Source organism: Marinobacterium weihaiense (assembly GCF_019061305.1).
GTDB lineage: Bacteria > Pseudomonadota > Gammaproteobacteria > Pseudomonadales > Balneatricaceae > Marinobacterium > Marinobacterium weihaiense.
In genome coordinates this window covers 1-18668 of the sequence record NZ_JAHQZT010000016.1, presented here as the reverse complement: position 1 = coordinate 18668, position 18668 = coordinate 1, and the positions used below count along the sequence as shown (strand labels likewise).

At 58.0% G+C, this 18668-nt stretch carries 21 protein-coding genes; 20 read left to right on the top strand and 1 reads right to left on the bottom strand.

The features are described from left to right. Positions 1 to 6: 6 nt before the first annotated feature. Positions 7 to 1302 carry an adenylosuccinate synthase gene (locus KTN04_RS12155; protein WP_217335498.1) on the top strand — a complete coding sequence of 432 codons (1296 nt, stop codon included), beginning with the start codon at positions 7 to 9 and terminating at the stop codon, positions 1300 to 1302. An 83-nt stretch (positions 1303 to 1385) separates the two neighbouring features. Here the strand turns inward: KTN04_RS12155 and KTN04_RS12150 are convergent, their stop codons facing one another. After that, positions 1386 to 2201: an inositol monophosphatase family protein gene (locus KTN04_RS12150; RefSeq protein WP_254262535.1), complete on the bottom strand. Its 816-nt coding sequence runs from the start codon at positions 2199 to 2201 to the stop codon at positions 1386 to 1388. A 128-nt stretch (positions 2202 to 2329) separates the two neighbouring features. Here KTN04_RS12150 and KTN04_RS12145 point away from each other — a divergent pair, with 128 nt between their 5' ends. The 19 genes from KTN04_RS12145 (at position 2330) to murI (ending at position 18541) form a co-directional block, all read left to right on the top strand. After that, positions 2330 to 3091, top strand: coding sequence for an RNA methyltransferase (locus tag KTN04_RS12145; protein ID WP_217335497.1), 762 nt, complete (start codon positions 2330 to 2332; stop codon positions 3089 to 3091). Then, positions 3084 to 3929 carry a serine O-acetyltransferase gene (gene cysE, locus KTN04_RS12140; RefSeq protein WP_254262534.1) on the top strand — a complete coding sequence of 282 codons (846 nt, stop codon included), beginning with the start codon at positions 3084 to 3086 and terminating at the stop codon, positions 3927 to 3929. The genes KTN04_RS12145 and cysE overlap by 8 nt, the downstream gene beginning before the upstream one ends. Positions 3930 to 4004: 75 nt before the next feature. Then, positions 4005 to 4499, top strand: a complete 495-nt coding sequence (gene iscR, locus KTN04_RS12135) for a Fe-S cluster assembly transcriptional regulator IscR (protein WP_217335496.1) — start codon at positions 4005 to 4007, stop codon at positions 4497 to 4499. Positions 4500 to 4519: 20 nt separating this feature from the next. Further along, positions 4520 to 5734, top strand: coding sequence for an IscS subfamily cysteine desulfurase (locus KTN04_RS12130; protein WP_217335495.1), 1215 nt, complete (start codon positions 4520 to 4522; stop codon positions 5732 to 5734). A 29-nt stretch (positions 5735 to 5763) separates the two neighbouring features. Beyond that, positions 5764 to 6147: a Fe-S cluster assembly scaffold IscU gene (gene iscU, locus KTN04_RS12125; RefSeq protein ID WP_217335494.1), complete on the top strand. Its 384-nt coding sequence runs from the start codon at positions 5764 to 5766 to the stop codon at positions 6145 to 6147. A gap of 41 nt (positions 6148 to 6188) precedes the next feature. Further along, the gene (iscA, locus tag KTN04_RS12120) at positions 6189 to 6512 is read left to right on the top strand and encodes an iron-sulfur cluster assembly protein IscA (protein WP_217335544.1); all 324 of its coding nucleotides are present in this window, start codon (positions 6189 to 6191) and stop codon (positions 6510 to 6512) included. A gap of 14 nt (positions 6513 to 6526) precedes the next feature. Further along, positions 6527 to 7057: a Fe-S protein assembly co-chaperone HscB gene (gene hscB, locus KTN04_RS12115; RefSeq protein ID WP_217335493.1), complete on the top strand. Its 531-nt coding sequence runs from the start codon at positions 6527 to 6529 to the stop codon at positions 7055 to 7057. A gap of 10 nt (positions 7058 to 7067) precedes the next feature. After that, a complete protein-coding gene (gene hscA, locus KTN04_RS12110; protein WP_217335492.1) occupies positions 7068 to 8948 on the top strand; it encodes a Fe-S protein assembly chaperone HscA in 1881 nt (626 codons plus the stop codon). Next, positions 8948 to 9286 carry an ISC system 2Fe-2S type ferredoxin gene (fdx, locus tag KTN04_RS12105; RefSeq protein ID WP_217335491.1) on the top strand — a complete coding sequence of 113 codons (339 nt, stop codon included), beginning with the start codon at positions 8948 to 8950 and terminating at the stop codon, positions 9284 to 9286. The genes hscA and fdx overlap by 1 nt, the downstream gene beginning before the upstream one ends. 10 nt (positions 9287 to 9296) lie before the next feature. After that, positions 9297 to 9497, top strand: coding sequence for a Fe-S cluster assembly protein IscX (gene iscX, locus KTN04_RS12100; protein ID WP_217335490.1), 201 nt, complete (start codon positions 9297 to 9299; stop codon positions 9495 to 9497). Between the two features lie 127 nt (positions 9498 to 9624). Continuing rightward, positions 9625 to 10032, top strand: a complete 408-nt coding sequence (gene ndk, locus KTN04_RS12095) for a nucleoside-diphosphate kinase (protein WP_217335489.1) — start codon at positions 9625 to 9627, stop codon at positions 10030 to 10032. A gap of 61 nt (positions 10033 to 10093) precedes the next feature. Continuing rightward, complete coding sequence (gene rlmN, locus KTN04_RS12090; RefSeq protein WP_217335488.1) at positions 10094 to 11227, top strand: 23S rRNA (adenine(2503)-C(2))-methyltransferase RlmN; 1134 nt, start codon at positions 10094 to 10096, stop codon at positions 11225 to 11227. Between the two features lie 33 nt (positions 11228 to 11260). Then, positions 11261 to 12007 carry a type IV pilus biogenesis/stability protein PilW gene (gene pilW, locus KTN04_RS12085; RefSeq protein ID WP_254262533.1) on the top strand — a complete coding sequence of 249 codons (747 nt, stop codon included), beginning with the start codon at positions 11261 to 11263 and terminating at the stop codon, positions 12005 to 12007. Further along, positions 12004 to 12975, top strand: a complete 972-nt coding sequence (locus KTN04_RS12080; protein ID WP_217335486.1) for a RodZ domain-containing protein — start codon at positions 12004 to 12006, stop codon at positions 12973 to 12975. The genes pilW and KTN04_RS12080 overlap by 4 nt, the downstream gene beginning before the upstream one ends. Positions 12976 to 13036: 61 nt before the next feature. Next, the gene (gene hisS / locus KTN04_RS12075; protein ID WP_217335543.1) at positions 13037 to 14278 is read left to right on the top strand and encodes a histidine--tRNA ligase; all 1242 of its coding nucleotides are present in this window, start codon (positions 13037 to 13039) and stop codon (positions 14276 to 14278) included. A 38-nt stretch (positions 14279 to 14316) separates the two neighbouring features. Then, entirely contained in the window at positions 14317 to 14982 is a 666-nt protein-coding gene (locus KTN04_RS12070; protein WP_328515985.1) for a YfgM family protein, read from the top strand. Then, positions 14979 to 16136: an outer membrane protein assembly factor BamB gene (bamB, locus tag KTN04_RS12065; RefSeq protein ID WP_217335485.1), complete on the top strand. Its 1158-nt coding sequence runs from the start codon at positions 14979 to 14981 to the stop codon at positions 16134 to 16136. The genes KTN04_RS12070 and bamB overlap by 4 nt, the downstream gene beginning before the upstream one ends. Positions 16137 to 16212: 76 nt before the next feature. Then, on the top strand, positions 16213 to 17655 hold the full coding sequence (gene der / locus KTN04_RS12060; RefSeq protein ID WP_217335484.1) for a ribosome biogenesis GTPase Der: 1443 nt from the start codon (positions 16213 to 16215) through the stop codon (positions 17653 to 17655). Positions 17656 to 17659: 4 nt separating this feature from the next. Then, a complete protein-coding gene (gene murI, locus KTN04_RS12055) occupies positions 17660 to 18541 on the top strand; it encodes a glutamate racemase (RefSeq protein ID WP_217335483.1) in 882 nt (293 codons plus the stop codon). Positions 18542 to 18668: the final 127 nt, after the last annotated feature.

Sequence of the window (18668 nt, the reverse complement as noted above, 5' to 3'; positions counted from 1 at the left end):
ACAGCAATGGGTAAAAACGTCGTTGTTCTGGGCACCCAGTGGGGTGATGAAGGCAAGGGTAAGATCGTTGATCTGTTGACCGAGCAGGTCGCTGCCGTCGTTCGCTTCCAGGGCGGGCACAATGCGGGACACACACTGGTGATCGACGGGGAAAAAACCGTTCTTCATCTCATTCCTTCCGGTATTCTGCGTCAGAATGTGCTGTGTCTGATCGGCAACGGCGTTGTGCTGTCGCCGGAGGCGCTGCTGAAAGAGATTGCCGAGCTGGAAGAGAAAGGTGTGCCGGTGCGCGATCGCCTGCAGTTGAGCCCGGCCTGTCCGCTGATTCTAGCCAGTCACGTGGCGTTGGACCAGGCGCGCGAGCTGGCGCGCGGCAATGCCAAGATCGGTACCACCGGTCGCGGTATCGGCCCGGCCTATGAAGACAAGGTGGCGCGTCGTGGTCTGCGTCTGGGTGACATGGCGGACCCCGAGCGTTTCGCGACCAAGCTGAAGGAAGTGCTGGAATATCACAACTTCATGCTGCAGAACTACTACAAGGTCGAGCCGATCGACTTCCAGCAGACTTATGATGACTGCATGGAGATGGCCAAGACACTGGTACCGATGATCACCGATGTGACCGCCAAGTTGCACGAGCTGCGCAAGCTGGGTGCCAGCATCATGTTCGAGGGCGCGCAGGGTTCGCTGCTGGATATCGACCACGGCACCTACCCCTATGTTACCTCCTCCAACACCACGGCTGGCGGCACGTCCACCGGCAGCGGTTTTGGTCCGTTGTACCTGGATTACATTCTGGGCATCACCAAGGCTTACACGACACGTGTTGGTGGCGGTCCTTTCCCGACCGAGCTGCACTGTGACGTGGGTCAGCGCTTGGCTGAGCGCGGTCACGAGTTTGGTGCGACCACTGGGCGTGCTCGTCGCTGCGGCTGGTTTGATGCGGTTGCGCTCAAGCATGCGATTCAGATCAACTCCGTTTCCGGTATCTGCCTGACCAAGCTAGACGTGCTGGATGGTCTGGAGCAGATTAACATCTGCACCGGCTACAAGGATGCCAGCGGCAACCCGGTCAGCGCGCTGAATGGCAGTGAAGATTATGAAGCGGTCGAGCCGATCTATGAGCAGGTGCCGGGCTGGACCGAGTCGACCGTTGGCGTGAAGAGTCTGGATGAGCTGCCGGCCAATGCTCGTGCCTACATTGCCCGTCTGGAAGAGCTGGTCGAAGCGCCGATCGATATTATTTCGACCGGTCCTGATCGCAATGAAACCATCGTGCTGCGTCACCCGTTCGAAGTTTGAGTGAGGGGCACATAAAAAAAGCCGCATCCCGTGATGCGGCTTTTTTGTATCGGCGCTGGGCCGCTGCGTCAGGGGGCTGCGTATCAGCGCAGGCCTTCCGCAGTGACCGGGTGTAGTGTGCGCAGCAAGGCCTTGAGTACCTTGGTGTTGCCGGCAACCAGGTTGCCGTGGTCGCTATAGCGGGTGCCGCCGGAGAAATCGCCGACCAGGCCGCCAGCTTCGCGAATCAGCAGCAGGCCTGCCGATAATTCAGTCTGGCTCAGGCCGATCTGATAGAAGCCGTCCAGGCGACCGGCCGCGGTGTAGGCCAGGCTTAGAACCGGAGAGCCGCTATTGTGCAGGGTGGCGCCAGACTGCATGACCTGCTGCATCATGCGGGCATGGGATTCCATCCAGGGCTTGTCGCTGCTGCGGGCGTGGTAGCCGGTACCGATAACGGCGCCTTCCAGGGATGTGCGGTTGCCGACACGCAGGCGCTTGCCGTTGAGCTGAGCGCCCTTGCCGCGGCTGGCAGTGAATTCTTCACCGAAAACCGGGTTCAGTACGACACAGTGCTCGGCCTTGCCATCAATAAAGCCGGTCAGGCTCAGTGCAAACATCGGCAGAGCGTTAGAGAAGTTGGTCAGGCTATCGAGCGGGCTGATATGCCACTCGCAGTTACCGGGGCCTTCACCGATCGGGGCGTGGTGGCCGCTATACTCGCCGATCAGGCTGTGCTGCGGATAAGCCTTCTGGATGCCATTGACGATGGTGCGTTCGGCCTGGGTGCAGAGCTCACTGATGAACTTTGCGACATCGGCCTGTTCGGACTTGATCAGGTCCAGCCGTTCAAGACCGCGTGATACCTGTTCGCCTGCGAGCCGGGCCGCGCGCAGGGCAATATTAACCATTGGTTGCATCAGTGTGGGTGTCCAGTGTTCAGGGTTGACAAAGGTCTATTGTAGCTCAGACCGGCGCTGCGCTGAACAGGTGGTCCGCAACTGAATCATGTTCTGTTAGAATATTCGGCTTTTAACGGCGTAACTCCATGTCTGACCATATCCGCATTGTACTGGTGAATACGACACACCCCGGCAACATCGGCGGTGTGGCGCGTGCCATGAAGAATATGGGCCTGAGCGACCTCTGTCTGGTCAGCCCCAAACTGTTCCCGCACCCGGATGCCGAGGCGCGCTCCTCCGGCGCGACAGATCTGCTGGCATCTGCCCGCGTGGTCGACTCGCTGGATGAGGCGATTGCCGACTGTGAACTGGTGTTCGGCACCAGCGCGCGCGAGCGCCATATCCCCTGGCCGCTGGTTGACCCGCGTGAGCTGGCGGCCATTGCGGCGCCGCTGAAAGGCAAGTCGCGGGTCGCGATCCTGTTTGGTCGAGAAGACCGCGGGTTGACCAATGAGGAGTTGCAGCGCTGTCACCATCACGTGCATATTCCGGCAGTTGAGAGCTTCAGCTCGCTCAATATTGCGGCAGCTGTGCAGGTAATCACCTACGAGCTGCGCATGGCGGAAGTGGCCGCTGAGGCTGGCAGCAAGCCGCAGTGGGGGACCGACTGGGATATCGAACTGGCCGAGCACCGTGAGCTTGAATTGTTGTTCGAGCACCTGGAGCGGACATTGATCGGCATCGATTTCCTGGATCCTGATAATCCGCGTCAGCTGATGCCGCGTCTGCGCCGGCTGTTGCAGCGGGCGGTGCCGGACAAGGTTGAAGTGAATGTGCTGCGCGGCATTCTCAAGGCGGTGGAGCGAAAGGTGGAGTTGCAAGCCTCAAAAGGGGGTAATGATGTTTGATCGGATCCGTGAAGATATACGGTCGGTATTCCACCGTGATCCGGCCGCGCGCAATGCCTTTGAAGTGCTGACGGCCTACCCGGGGCTGCATGCGATCTGGTGTCACCGTGCTGCCAATGCCCTGTGGCGCCGCAATTTCAAGTGGCTGGCACGCATGGTGTCCAACATTGCTCGCTGGTTGACCGGGATCGAGATCCACCCCGGTGCCACTATCGGACGCCGTTTCTTTATCGATCATGGCATGGGTGTGGTGATCGGGGAGACCGCTGAAATTGGTGATGATGTCACGCTGTATCACGGTGTAACGTTGGGCGGTACCAGTTGGAATAAGGGCAAGCGTCATCCGACCCTGGGTAGTGGCGTGGTCTGCGGTGCCGGCGCCAAGGTGTTGGGTCCTATTACGATCGGTGCCGGTGCGCGGGTCGGCTCCAATGCGGTGGTGACCCGGGATGTGCCCAGTGATGCAACCGTGGTTGGTATTCCAGGGCGGATCATCAAGCGTCAGCCGGAAGAAGAAAGTCCCGAAGAGTTGAAGCGCCGGCAGATGGCCGACAAGGTCGGGTTTGATGCCTATGCCGTAACCAGAGAAGTGTCGGACCCGGTTGCGCATGCCATTCGCTGCCTGCTGGACCACATGCAGGCCATGGATCACAAGGTCGATACCATGGGCAAGGCGCTGTGCGAGATTAAGCCGAGCTACTGCGACGAGCAGCTGCCGGAACTGAAATCGTCGGATTTCGAGGCGGCGGTCGATGATGCCAGTGGCATGCCTTCGGCCGCACCGGAGGAGGATAGCAGGTCTGAAGTCGTTGCCGAGAAAGACCAAGGGAGCAAGTAGGTTAAATAGTTGACTGTTTTACTAGGGAATCGCATAATGGTCCACATGCTCTAAAGCGTGGGTATGAGGAATACTATGCGATTAACAACGAAAGGGCGGTATGCCGTGACAGCGATGCTGGACCTGGCACTGCATGAAGGGAAAGGGCCAATCAGTCTGGCCGATATTTCCGAGCGTCAGGGGATCTCGCTGTCTTACCTGGAGCAGCTGTTTGCCAAGCTGCGGCGCAATGAACTGGTGCGCAGCGTACGGGGCCCAGGTGGTGGCTACCAGCTCAAGCGTGAGCAGGGTTTGATCAATGTGGCCGAAGTGATCGATGCCGTCAATGAGTCCGTCGATGCCACCGGTTGCAACAGCCAGGGTAACTGCCAAGGAGGGGAGGTGTGTCTGACACATCACCTGTGGTGTGACCTGAGTGATCAGATCCACGGCTTTCTGAGCAGCATTAGTCTGGCTGATCTGGTTGCCCGTCGCGACGTACAGGAAGTGGCCGGCCGCCAGCAGCGCCAGGTTGAACACCTGATCGCCAGCAGTAAAGAACAATCAGTGCGCAGTAAGACCGCTGTATAGAGTTTTTTGGAGATATGAAGATGAAACTGCCGATCTACCTTGATTATGCTGCTACCACACCGGTCGATCCGCGTGTGGCGGAGAAAATGGTTGAATGCCTGACGCCGGATGGCAATTTCGGTAATCCGGCATCGCGTTCGCACTTGTTTGGCTGGAAGGCCGAGGAGGCAGTGGAAAACGCACGCCGTCAGGTCGCCGATTTGTTGGGTGCTGATCCACGCGAGATCGTTTGGACTTCTGGTGCCACCGAGTCTGATAACCTGGCGATCAAGGGCGTGGCGCGTTTCTACAGCAAGAAAGGCAAACACATCATCACCTCCAAGATTGAGCATAAAGCAGTGCTGGATCCCTGCCGCCAGTTGGAGCGTGAGGGCTTTGAGGTCACGTACCTGGAGCCGGACAGTAACGGTATCATCACGCCGCAACAGGTTGCCGATGCGCTGCGCGACGACACCATTCTGGTGTCGCTGATGCACGTGAACAATGAAATCGGTACGGTTACTGATATCGCTGCCATCGGGGAAATCACCCGAGATAAGGGTGTGCTCTTTCATGTGGATGCGGCGCAGAGCGTTGGTAAATTGCCGATCGACATGAGCACCATGAAGGTCGACCTGCTGTCGGTGTGCGCGCACAAAATCTACGGCCCCAAAGGTGTCGGTGCGCTGTACGTACGCCGCAAGCCGCGCGTGCGTCTGGAAGCCCTGATTCACGGTGGTGGCCATGAGCGTGGTATGCGTTCCGGTACGCTGCCGACCCACCAGATCGTAGGCATGGGCGAAGCCTTCCGCGTTGCCGGTGAAGAGATGGCTGCCGAGACCGAGCGTCTTGAAAGTCTGCGCCAGCGTTTGTGGGATGGCGTCAAGGATATGGAAGAAGTGCACGTTAATGGCTCTACCGAGCTGCGCGTGCCGGGCATTCTCAACATCAGCTTTGCGTTTGTCGAAGGCGAATCACTGCTGATGTCCATCAAGGATCTGGCTGTCTCTTCCGGCTCTGCCTGTACCTCGGCAAGCCTGGAGCCGTCCTACGTACTGCGTGCGCTGGGATTGAATGACGAACTGGCTCACAGCTCAATCCGTTTTTCTCTGGGGCGTTTCACGACTGAAGAAGAGGTGGATTACGCCGTTGAGCAAGTACGTCATGCAGTGGACAAGCTGCGTGAGCTGTCCCCGTTGTGGGACATGTTCAAGGATGGTGTTGATCTGAGCAAGGTTGAGTGGGTCCACCACTAAGATCCCGAAGACGTTTTTGGAGGTTTATCATGGCTTACAGTGAACAGGTTATTGATCATTACGAAAATCCGCGCAACGTCGGCAAGATGGACGCCGAAGACGCTCATGTCGGTACCGGCATGGTCGGGGCTCCGGCCTGTGGCGACGTCATGCGCCTGCAAATTCGCGTCAGTGACGATGGCGTGATTGAAGATGCGCGCTTCAAGACTTATGGCTGCGGTTCCGCCATCGCGTCCAGCTCCCTGGTGACCGAGTGGGTCAAGGGCATGACGCTGGATCAGGCATCTGAGCTGAAGAACTCTCAGATCGCAGAAGAATTGGCACTGCCGCCGGTGAAGATTCACTGCTCGGTACTGGCCGAGGATGCGATCAAGGCAGCGGTTGAAGACTACCGCAAGAAACAGGGCGCGTGACACCGTAACGGAGGGCGCTGCCCTCCGTGCTTGAGGTAATTATGGCGATTAGCATGACACAGGCCGCGATTGATCATGTCGCGGGCTACCTTGAAAAGCGTGGCCATGGCGCTGGCATCCGTCTGGGTGTGCGCACGTCAGGCTGCTCTGGTATGGCATACGTGCTGGAATTCGTGGACGCAACCGAGCCTGAAGACCAAGTATTCGATTTTGGTGGTGTCAAGGTGGTGGTTGACCCCAAAAGCCTGGCCTACCTTGATGGCACCGAACTCGACTTTGTCCGCGAGGGGTTGAACGAAGGTTTCAAGTTCAACAACCCGAACGTGCGTAATGAGTGTGGTTGCGGTGAAAGCTTCAACATTTGAGGCGAGGCTGGTAGATGGACATCACGCGTAACTACTTTGAATTTCTCGGTGTGCCGGTAAGCTTTGATGTCGATCAGGCTCGGCTGGCCGAGTGCTACCGCGACTTGCAGAAGCAACTGCACCCGGACCGTCATTCACATCAGTCCGAACGGGAGCAGCGGCTTGCTGTACAGTATACGGCCTACCTGAATGAAGCGTTGGCGACACTGAAGTCACCACTCAAACGTGCCCAGTATCTCTTGTCTCTCAAGGGTATCGATACCCTGTCCGATTCCAGCAATCAGCTTGATCCCATGTTCCTGATGGAGCAGATGGAGCTGCGTGAGCGTGCGGCTGAAGCGGTCGAGCATGACGATCCCGAGGCCGAGCTGGATGCGCTCCAAGCCTACGTCAGTAGCGACTTCAAGCAACTGCAGCAGAGCTTCGCCGTCGCTTGGGAGGCAGGAGAGCTGGAGCAGGCCGAACTGCTGGTTCGCAAAATGCAATTCAGCGCCAAGCTGCAAAGTGATATCGAAGCGCTGGAAGACAGATTGTTCGACGACTAACGGAAGTTTTATGGCACTACTGCAAATTGCTGAACCCGGTCAGAGCCCCGAACCGCACGCGCGTAAGCTGGCGGTCGGGATTGACCTGGGCACCACCAACTCACTGGTCGCTTCGGTTCGCAGCGGCGACGCCGTTACGCTGGCCGACGCCGCCGGGCAGCACTTGCTGCCATCGGTAGTGCGTTATCAATCGGATCAAGCACCACAGGTTGGAGCGGAGGCGATGGCCCAGGCCTCGCAGGATCCGTACAACACCATCATTTCGGTCAAGCGCCTTATGGGGCGTGGCGTGGAAGACGTCAAGGGGCTGGGCGAATCACTGCCGTACCGTTTTCGGGCTTCGGACTCCGGCATGCCTTACCTGCAGACCGCCGCCGGGGACAAGAGTCCGGTCGAGGTATCGGCCGATATCTTGGGTGCTCTGGCTGCCCGCGGCCGCGAGGCCTTGGGGGGCGAGCTGGAGGGGGCAGTGATTACTGTGCCGGCGTATTTCGATGACGCCCAACGCCAGGCCACCAAGGATGCCGCGCAGCTGGCCGGCCTGAAGGTACTGCGCCTGCTGAACGAGCCGACTGCCGCGGCGGTTGCTTATGGTCTGGATCAGCAGGGTGAAGGCGTCATCGCGGTCTATGACCTGGGTGGTGGGACTTTTGATATCTCCATTCTGCGTCTGAATCGAGGCGTTTTCGAAGTGTTGGCTACCGGCGGTGATACGGCGCTGGGCGGCGACGACTTCGACCGTCTGCTGGCCGAAGAGCTGCTGGTTCATTCCGGCCTGGGAGCCTCTTTGAACGCATCCTCGGCACGCACGCTGACCAGCATGGCGCGCCGCATCAAGGAGCGCTTGACAGATGAGCCGGTCGTAACCGAAACGGTGCAGCTGGACGGGCGCGACTTCAGTGTCGAGGTTACTCGCGACCAGTTTGATGCGCTTGCCGGGGCGCTGGTCAAGCGTACGCTGCGCACCTGTCGTCGTACCCTCAAGGACGCCGGCGTCGCGGTGGACGAAGTCGGTGAAGTAGTGATGGTCGGTGGCTCCACGCGTGTGCCGCTGGTGCGTGACTCTGTTGCCGATTTCTTTGGTCGTGCACCGCATATTGATATCGACCCGGACCGCGTTGTTGCCATTGGTGCCGCTTTACAGGCCGATGTGTTGGTCGGTAACAAGCCGGACAGCGACATGTTGCTGCTGGACGTGATCCCGCTGTCGCTTGGTCTGGAAACCATGGGCGGCCTGGTGGAAAAAATCATTCACCGCAACACCGCGATTCCCGTGGCAAGGGCGCAGGAGTTTACCACTTACCAGGATGGTCAAACTGCCATGGCGATCCATGTGGTCCAGGGCGAACGTGAGCTGGTACAGGATTGCCGCTCTCTGGCGCGTTTTGTGTTGCGTGATATCCCGCCGATGGCGGCCGGTGCGGCCAAGATTCGAGTCAGTTTCCAGGTGGATGCGGATGGACTGCTCAGCGTAGCGGCCGAGGAGTTATCCACCGGGGTAACCAGCAGCATTCAGGTGAAACCGTCCTACGGTCTGGGCGATGACGAAATCGCGCGCATGCTGAAGGAATCCTACAGTCATGCGGCCGAAGACCTGGAAGCGCGCAATCTGCGTGAGCAGCAGGTGGAAGCCGAGCGGATCATGGCGGCCCTGCGTGCGGCCATGGAGCAGGATGGTGAGCTGCTCACGGCTGATGAGCGCGAGGGGCTTGATCAGGCGATTGCGGCAATGGAGTCACTGGTTGCGGAAGCGGACTATCGCCGCATTGAGGCGGGCATCGAAGCATTGGCCAAGGCCAGCGATTTCTTTGCTTCGCGACGCATGGACCAGAGCATTTCTCGAGCCCTGTCCGGCCACTCGGTTGATGAACTAGATAAGGAGGCGCGTTAATGCCCCAGGTAATTTTTCTGCCACATGAAGAGCTTTGTCCAGAAGGCAAGGTGATTGAAGCGGATGCCGGTGTCACCATCTGTGACTTGGCGCTGGCAAACGGGGTCGAGATCGAACACGCCTGTGAAAAGTCCTGCGCCTGCACGACGTGTCATGTGATCGTTCGTGAAGGCTTTGATTCGCTAAATGAAGCGGATGAGCTGGAAGATGACATGCTCGACAAGGCTTGGGGGCTGGAGCCGGAGTCACGCCTGAGCTGCCAGGCCCTGATCGGCGATCAAGACCTGGTGGTCGAGATCCCGAAGTACACGATTAACCAGGTATCCGAACAGCATTGAGGTGATGGCCATGAGCCTTAAATGGGTAGACGTCAACGATATTGCGATCGAACTGTGCGAGGCATACCCGGACGTAAATCCGTTACAGATCAGTTTTCCGGACCTGTATGCCAAGGTGATGGCGCTGGATGAGTTCGATGATGACCCGGATCACTGCGGTGAAAAAATCCTGGAAGCCATTCAGATGGCCTGGATTGAGGAAGCTGAATAAGTGCGTGAGCAAGCCCGTCCCCGGACGGGCTTTTTTACGTCAGTGTGTTGTCTGTTCACTGCCCGGTGCTTTGCGTATAATGTTGCGCCTTATTGACCTATAGCATTTAAGATTGGGGATTTTACCTATGGCAGTTGAACGTACTCTTTCCATCATCAAGCCGGACGCCGTTGCTAAGAACGTGATCGGTGAAATCGTAACACGCTTCGAAAAAGCCGGCCTGAAAGTCGTTGCTATGCAGATGAAGCAGCTGAGCAAGGAAGACGCTGAAGGTTTCTACGCCGAGCACAAAGAACGTCCCTTCTTCGCTGACCTGGTCGCCTTCATGACTTCTGGTCCGGTTGTTGTTCAGGTACTGGAAGGCGAGAACGCTATCGCCATGAACCGCGATCTGATGGGCGCAACCAACCCGAAAGAAGCGGCTGAAGGCACCATCCGTCGTGATTTCGCTGAATCCATCGACGCCAACGCCGTTCACGGTTCCGACTCTGCCGCTTCTGCAGAGCGTGAAATCGCCTACTTCTTCGGCGCTTGATCGATACCCCCAGGGCTGCCCGTCCGGGCAGCCTTCCATCCTGAATGAGTAATGCGACGATATGTCTGAGACCCCATCCAAAATCAACCTTCTGGGACTGTCGCCGGCCAAGCTGGAAGCCTTCTTCGATCAGTTGGGTGAAAAACGATTCCGTGCCACCCAGGTACTGAAGTGGCTGCATCAGCAGGGTGCCTCCAGCTTCGATGAAATGACCAATATCAGCAAGGTTTTGCGTGCCAAGCTTGCCGAAGTGGCCGAAGTGCGTGAGCCTGAAGTGCTGTTGGACAAGACCTCAAAGGACGGGACCCGCAAGTGGGTCATTCGCATGGATGGTGGTTCTGCAATCGAAATGGTGTTGATCCCCGATGGTGACCGACGCACGCTGTGTGTCTCTTCACAGGTCGGCTGCTCGCTGGACTGCAGTTTCTGCTCCACCGGCAAGCAGGGTTACAACCGTAACCTGTCAACGGCTGAGATCATTGCTCAGCTGCGCGTTGCCATTCGCGCCTTTGGCCCCTTTGACCCCAACGAACGCCGCGTCAGTAACGTGGTCTTCATGGGTATGGGTGAGCCGTTGATGAATTTTGAAAACGTTGTCGACGCCATTGAATTGATGATGGATGACAACGCTTATGGTCTTTCGAAACGTCGAGTCACGCTGAGTACATCCGGCGTAGTGCCGGCGATCGATCGTTTGCGTGAAGTCAGTGATGTTTCCCTGGCAATCTCGCTGCATGCACCGAACAACCCGCTGCGTGACGAACTGGTGCCTATCAATAAGCGCTACCCGATCGAGGAGCTGGTGGCGGCCTGTCAACGCTACCTGAGCAGCTTAAATGACAAGCGTGTGATCACGATCGAATATACGTTGATGGATGGTGTCAATGACCAGCCGGAACACGCGCGTGCACTGGCAAAGCTGTTGAAACAGCTGCCCTGCAAATTGAACCTGATTCCATTCAACCCTTTCCCCAACTCCGGCTACCGCCGCCCGAGCGAAGACGCGATCCAGCGCTTCAAGGATATCATGGTGCGTGCGTCTATCATTACCACCGTTCGTCGTACCCGCGGGGATGACGTGGATGCGGCCTGCGGGCAGCTGGTGGGCCAAGTTGAAGACCGTACCCGTCGTAGCCAAAAATACATTCCTGTGGTACAAGAGGAGCCTGATCACGGAAAGACTGACAGGGTTTAAGGGGGACGAGTGAAAGGCTGCGGCTTGGTTTCGTTGCTGCTTGCAGCAGCGTTGGTGTCCGGCTGCGCATCGCAGTCGGTGGGTGGTTCGCGCAGCGAGCCCGGTGAAGCACTTGAGGCATACACGGGGCTGGGGCTGCAGTACCTGCAATCCGGCAATACCGTGAATGCCAAGATGTCCCTGCAACGGGCGTTGGAAATCGATCCGGATCATGCACCGGCCTATAACGCTATGGCACTGGTGTTTCAGGTCGAGCAGGAGTACGGCCTGGCAGAGGAATACTTCCGCAAGGCGCTGTCGGCTGAGCCGGATTCGGCGATGGTGCGCAACAACTTCGGTGCTTTCCTTTTTTCCCGTCAACGCTATCCCGAGGCCTGTGAGCAACTGGATCAGGCTGCTCAGGACCCGTTCTACCCGCAGCGTGCCCAGGCACTGGAAAACCTGGGGCGCTGTTACACGTTGATCGATGCGCCCGACCAGGCTGCAACGGCATTTAAGCGTTCTCTCGCCATAAACGGCAATCGTCCGGTAGCTCTGGTTGAGTTGTCTCAGGTGCTGTTGGACCAAGGTGACCCCGTAATGGCGGGGCGTTACTTCGAACGCTTCCGGCAGCTGGTTGAACGCAAGCAAGTGGAGCACTACCCCAAGAGCCTTTGGGTAGGTATTCAGTTGGCGCGCCTCGATCGCAACGTGTCCCGGGCCACGACCTATGCGCTGCTGCTCAAGAACATGTTCCCCAAGTCGGAGGAGTATCGCCGCTATGAGGAGAGCGCCCAGTGAGTGAAGAAACCCCGGCTGTTTTCGAGCCCCTATTTCAGGGCGCGCTTTTTACTCAGGCACGTACCGGCCTGGAGCTGTCGCTGGATCAGGTGGCCCGTCAATTGCACCTGTCCGAGGAGGTTGTTCGGTATATCGAAAGCGGCGAATTGGATGCGCTTGGCGACCCCGTCTTTGCGCGTGGCTATGTTCGGGCCTATGCACGATTTCTCAAGCTGGACGCTGACGCCATGGTGGCAGCCTATAACCAGCAAACCGGTAACCTGATGACGACCGGTCAGGTACGGGCCATCGGTACACTATCGACCACTCCGGGTCGTCGTCCAGGTCACCCGCTGCTGCGCATCGGCAGCTGGCTGTTTGGGCTCGTGCTGGTGGCGGCTTGTCTGTGGTGGTGGCAAGCGCAGTACGGCTTTGATGAGAGCGGTCGTGCTGCGGTTGATGATCTGCCCGTATCGGTAGAGACGACCGACGGCACAACACTGGTTTTGCCGCAGCTGTCTGTCACGGACGATGAGTCCTTGGCAGCACTGACGGATGATGCACTGGCACCCTTGCCGGCAGCGGAGGATGTACGCCTGCCCGAGGCCGATGCGGTGGTGTCGGAGGGCCCTGTTGATCTCCCGGCTGATGAAGTGTCTGCACTTGAAACGGTGTCCGCAGACGCTCAGCCATCGACTCCCGCTGAGGAAAAGGCGCGCGCCGAGGCCGCTCCAGTCGCGGGCATCGAGCCGGCACTGCAGCTGGCGTTCAGCGACGATTGCTGGCTGAGCGTGAAGGATGCCCGAGGTCGCACCTTGTACAGTGGCGTAGCCAAGGGGGGCAGTACGCTGGCTCTGGAAGGTGCCGAGCCGTTGGCACTGGTAATTGGCCGTGTCAGTGCCGTGGCCGATATTCGGTATGGTGGCCAGTCCATTGATCTGGCGCCTCTGAGCAATGACAATGTCGCCCGCCTGAGACTCCCACTGTAAACCATTCATATCACATGACAGGAAAGCTGACGTTTTGACAAAGATTAAAGCCATTCGCGGCATGAACGACATACTGCCGGAGCACACCCCAGTCTGGCAGTATCTTGAAGCCACCATCAAGCGTGTAGTGGGCGCGTACGGATACTCTGAAATCCGCATGCCAATCGTCGAGCAGACAGACCTGTTTAAGCGTTCCATCGGTGAAGTGACCGACATCGTTGAGAAGGAAATGTACACCTTCGACGACCGCAACGGGGAAAGCCTGACTCTGCGTCCGGAAGGGACCGCCTGCTGCGTGCGGGCTGGAGAAGAGCATGGCCTGCTGTACAACCAGACACAGCGTTTGTGGTACATGGGGCCGATGTTCCGGTACGAGAAGCCGCAGAAGGGGCGCTACCGCCAGTTCCACCAGGTCGGTGTGGAAGCCTTTGGCATGGCCAGTGCTGATGTGGATGCCGAATTGATTCTGCTGACCGCTGAACTTTGGCGTCAGCTGGGCATGAATGACGCGGTGACTTTGCAGCTGAACTCGCTGGGCAGCAACGAGGCACGGGCCCGCTACCGCGACGCTCTGGTCACCTACCTGCGCGAACATTTCGATGCCCTGGATGAAGACAGTCAGCGTCGTCTGGACAGTAACCCGTTGCGTGTTCTCGACAGCAAGAATGAAGCTACGCGGGTCATTCTGGAACAGGCGCCGGTACTGACGGATTATCTTGATGAAGAATCCGCACGTGACTTTGCTCAGTTGCGAGAAATTCTGGACGCAGCCGGAATCAAGTACGAAGTAAACCCCTACCTGGTGCGTGGTCTGGATTACTATTGCAAGACCGTATTCGAATGGGTGACTGATGCTCTGGGGGCTCAAGGTACTGTGTGTGCGGGTGGTCGCTATGACGGGCTGGTCAAGCAGCTGGGTGGCAAGCCCACCCCGGCAGTCGGTTTTGCCATGGGGCTGGAGCGCCTGATCCTGTTGCTCGAGGCGATGGAGTTGGTTCCGGTATCAGCGCGTCAGACATTCGATGTATACCTGGCTGCCGAGCACAAGGGTATCCAGACCGCCGTCATGCTGATGGCGGAAGAGTTGCGCCGTACCGTGCCGGGTTTGCGTGTACGCACTCATTGTGCCGGCCTGAAAAACATTGCCACCAAGGCGCGCCAGACCGGTGCCCCAGCCATTATCCTGCTGAAGCAGCTGGACGGTGGTGAATTGCAGGGCTCTTTGTGGTGTAACGATGAGACCGAGTATGATCTGGTGCCGGAGCAGCTGAAGGCGCGGCTGCTTGTACTGTTCGGTGCTTAAACAACAACTGCGACAACAGAATAATCAGGAGTCGAAGCGTGGCTGAATTGCGAACGGAAGAAGAGCAGCTGCAGGCCTTGAAAGGCTGGTGGCAGGAGAACGGCAAGTCACTGGTGCTGGGTGTCGGTCTGGCTGTTGCACTGGTACTGGGCTGGCAGGGCTGGCAGGCCCGTCAGGAACAGCAGGCGGCTACGGCTTCGGCACTGTATCAGAATCTGACAGAGGCCATCCGTTTGCAGCAGGCAAGTGGTGCGGCTGACGAGGGCCAGGCCGCGACCGCTCGTCACCTGGCCGAGCAGTTGAAAACCGACTTCACCAAGGCCAGCTACGCACGCTACGCAGCTCTGATGTTGGCGGCCGTGGAAGTGAAACAGGGCGAGTATGATGCCGCCCTGGCTGAACTCGACTGGCTGCTGGCCGATGCTGAAAATACTGATAGCCTGGTACGCGTTGCGACGTTGCGTAAGGCTGCGGTTCTGCAGCAGCAGGGTAAGGCAGATCAGGGAGTGACCCTGCTGGAGGCGCTGGACGCCGGCAGCTATGAGGCTGAGAAGCAGGAGCTGTTGGGCGATCTGTATCTGTCCCAGGGAAAGCCAGTTGAGGCCCGTCAGGCATATGATGCGGCACTGGTTGCTGCCGGGGGTGAGTCCAACCGCCCGCTGATCAAGATCAAGCGTGATGATTTGGCAGGAGTAAACTCATGAAGGCAACCGGTAAGCTCAAGTCATTGCTGGCCGTTGCCGTGATGGGGGCGAGCTTGACCGGCTGTGGCATGTTCAGCAGCGAACAGACACGCCAGCCGGCGGAGTTGGTTTCCTTCGAGCAGGAACAGACACTGCAGAAGCTCTGGAGTCTGAGCCTGGGGGGGGACCTGGGTGAAAAGCACCATCAGCTAGTGGCCTCCATCAGCAATGATCGCATTTTTGCCGCCAGTGCCGAGGGCACTGTTGTGGCAGCCGATCTTGCAACCGGCGAAGCACTTTGGCGGCGGGATATTGAAGAAGAGATCATCGGTGGTGTCGGTGCCGGCAACGGGCTGGTAGTGTTCAGTACCCTTTCGGGTGAGGTCGTGGCTCTGTCGGCAGATGATGGCAGCGAGCGCTGGCGTCATCAGGCGTCATCCGAAGTGGTCAGCCAACCACAAATGAATGCCGATCTGCTTGTAGTTCAGCAGCTGGATGGCAAGCTGACGGCACTGGAGCAGGACAGTGGCAAGCTGCGCTGGAGCTACGATAGCCAGATTCCGCGTCTGAGTCTGCGTGGTACTGCAGCGCCTGTCGTGGCCGCCGACATCACCCTGGCCGGCTTTGCCAATGGCAAGCTGATTGCGCTGGAAAACCGCCGCGGGCGTCCGGTATGGGAGCAGCGCATTACACTGGCAGAAGGGCGCTCGGAACTGGAGCGGATCATTGATATCGATGCACGTCCGCTGGTGTACAATCGTCTGGTGTATGTGGCGGGCTATCAGGGCCGCCTTGCTGCGGTCAACCCTGCCAATGGTCAGCTGGTCTGGGCACAGGATTTGTCCAGTTATCGAGGGTTGGCCGGAGGCTTCGGCAATGTGTACGCTGTCAGTGCCGATGATAGCCTGTTGGCGTATGATGCCCGCACCAGTGCCAGTGTGTGGCGCCAGGATGGTTTGACCTATCGGCGTTTGACGACACCGGCTGTGCTGGGCAACAGTCTGGCCGTTGCTGACGGTGAAGGCTATTTGCATTTGCTGTCGCAGATTGACGGTCATTTTACCGGCCGTTATAAGCTGGCTTCAGCGGGCGTGCAGAGTGATCTGCTGGTTAAAGATGATGTACTCTATGCACTGAGCGACGATGGCCGTCTAACCGCATTGAAGCTGCAGTAAGCAAAATTGAATTTCCATCCGCGGCGGCCTCTGTGAATGTGCAGAGTGCCGCCGTGTTGTTTTCAGGTGAAACCCTATGTTACCCGTAATCGCTTTGGTCGGTCGTCCCAATGTGGGCAAATCGACACTGTTCAACCGATTGACCCGTTCGCGCGATGCACTGGTTGCCGACCTGCCGGGCCTGACCCGAGACCGTAAATACGGCGAAGGGCGGGTAGGCGACTGTGACTATATCGTCATCGATACGGGCGGAATCTCGGGGGACGAGGCCGGTATCGATCAGCGCATGGCAGAACAGTCTCTGTTGGCCATTGATGAAGCTGATATCGTGCTGTTCCTGGTTGATGGCCGTGCCGGGCTGAACCCGGCCGACCAGATGATTGCGGATCACTTGCGCCGTAACAACAAGGAATGCTGGCTGGTCGTCAACAAGACTGATGGCATCGACCCGGATACGGCGATGGCCGACTTTTATGCGCTGGGTATCGGTCAGCCGGTAGCGATTGCAGCTGCACATGGGCGTGGCGTGACTTCGTTGATTGACGAAGTACTGGCGCCCTTCGTGCCGGACGAAGAAGAGTTGGCAGCGGCAGAGGCGGCCGAAAAGGATGACAGCATCCGTATTGCGGTGATTGGCCGACCTAATGTGGGCAAGTCGACACTGGTGAACCGCATGCTGGGTGAAGATCGTGTGGTTGTGTATGACCAGGCCGGCACTACCCGAGACAGCATCTATATACCCTATGAACGGGATGAGCAGAAATATACCCTGATCGATACGGCCGGGGTGCGTCGTCGCAAGCACATCACTGAAGCGGTGGAAAAGTTTTCCATCGTCAAAACGCTGCAGGCGATCAAGGATGCCAATGTCGTCATCAGCGTTATTGATGCCCGTGAAGGAGTGACGGAGCAGGACCTGAGCATGCTCGGCTTCGTGATCGACTCCGGGCGTGCGTTGGTGGTAGCCCTGAACAAGTGGGATGGCATGACCCCGTATCAGCGTGATCATGTCAAAGGACAGGTGGAGCGCCGACTTGAGTTTGCCGGCTTCGCCCGTTTCCACTTCATTTCTGCGCTGCATGGCTCGGGTGTAGGCGATCTGTATGCTTCGGTCAACGAAGCCTACGACTGTGCGATGGCGAAATGGTCGACCAACCAGCTGACCCGTTTGCTGGAAGATGTGGTGGCAGATCACCAGCCGCCGGCGATCAACAATCGACGCATCAAGTTGCGTTATGCCCACCAAGGGGGCTCCAATCCACCGATCATTGTCGTACACGGTAACCAGACTGGAGCGCTGCCTGGATCGTACAAACGCTATCTGGAAAACCGCTTTATCCGTTACCTGAAGGTGCGCGGTACCCCGATCCGGTTCGAGTTCAAGACCAGCGAGAACCCCTTCGCTAACCGCAAGAACACGTTGACGCCACGCCAGCAGGCCAAGAAAGAGCGTCAGCGTCAGCATATCAAAACACTCAAGCACAAGGCGAAGAAGAAGGCGCGTCGCGGCAATGACTGATCAAATGTCGCTGGACGCCGGTGCAGCGATTGGCGTGTTCGACTCGGGGGTGGGGGGGCTCACGGTGCTGAATGCACTGAGGGTTGTGCTGCCGAACGAACATCTGGTGTACTTAGGTGACACTGCACGCGTACCTTACGGTACCAAGAGTGCGGTTTCGGTCATGCGCTATGCCGAGCAGGCGGCCGCAGCGCTGCATGGTCGCCATATCAAGGCGATCGTGATTGCGTGTAACACGGTCTCTGCTATGGCACTTGAGCACCTGCAGGCCTGCTATCCGGATATACCGGTACTAGGTGTCATCGAGCCGGGGGCAAATGCGGCCTGTGAGACCACCCGAAGCGGCCATATCGGTGTGATTGCAACAGAAAGCACTACGCATAACCAGGCGTATCAAAAAGCGATTCTCGAGCGGCTACCTGCTGCCCGGGTACGTGCCCAGGCATGTTCATTGTTTGTCGCCCTTGCAGAAGAGGGGTGGCACAAGGGTGAGCTGGTAGAGCAAATCGTGGCGCGTTGTCTTTCACCGCTGTTGGATGTCGAATCACAGGAGGCTCTGGATACTCTGGTGTTAGGGTGCACGCATTTTCCGACATTACGCCACGCCATCAAACAAGTAGTCGGTGACGGGATCTGCTTGGTGGACTCTGCACAGACCACTGCCGTGGTGGTCAAGCAGCAACTGGCGAAGGAAGGGCTACTGAACCCAGGTAGCGAGCCGGGGTATCTGACTTTTTTGGTCACGGATGGTCCGGAACGCTTTGCACGTGTGGCCAATAACTTCTTTGATGAGACGATTGACCCGGCAGCTGTAGAGTTGGTGGATATTCAGCATGTCTCACCGGGTACGGTTGCTGCGGCCTGCAAACCGGCAAACTGCGTATAGTGTTTCCTTGTTCATGAATGGGCGCCTCAATATCAGGGGCGCCTGTTTGCGTTAAGGGGCGGTGGTTTTAGCTTGGTTTCATTTTTTGAAACTTTTACGCGCACGGGTGTTGACTCTGCATCGGGGA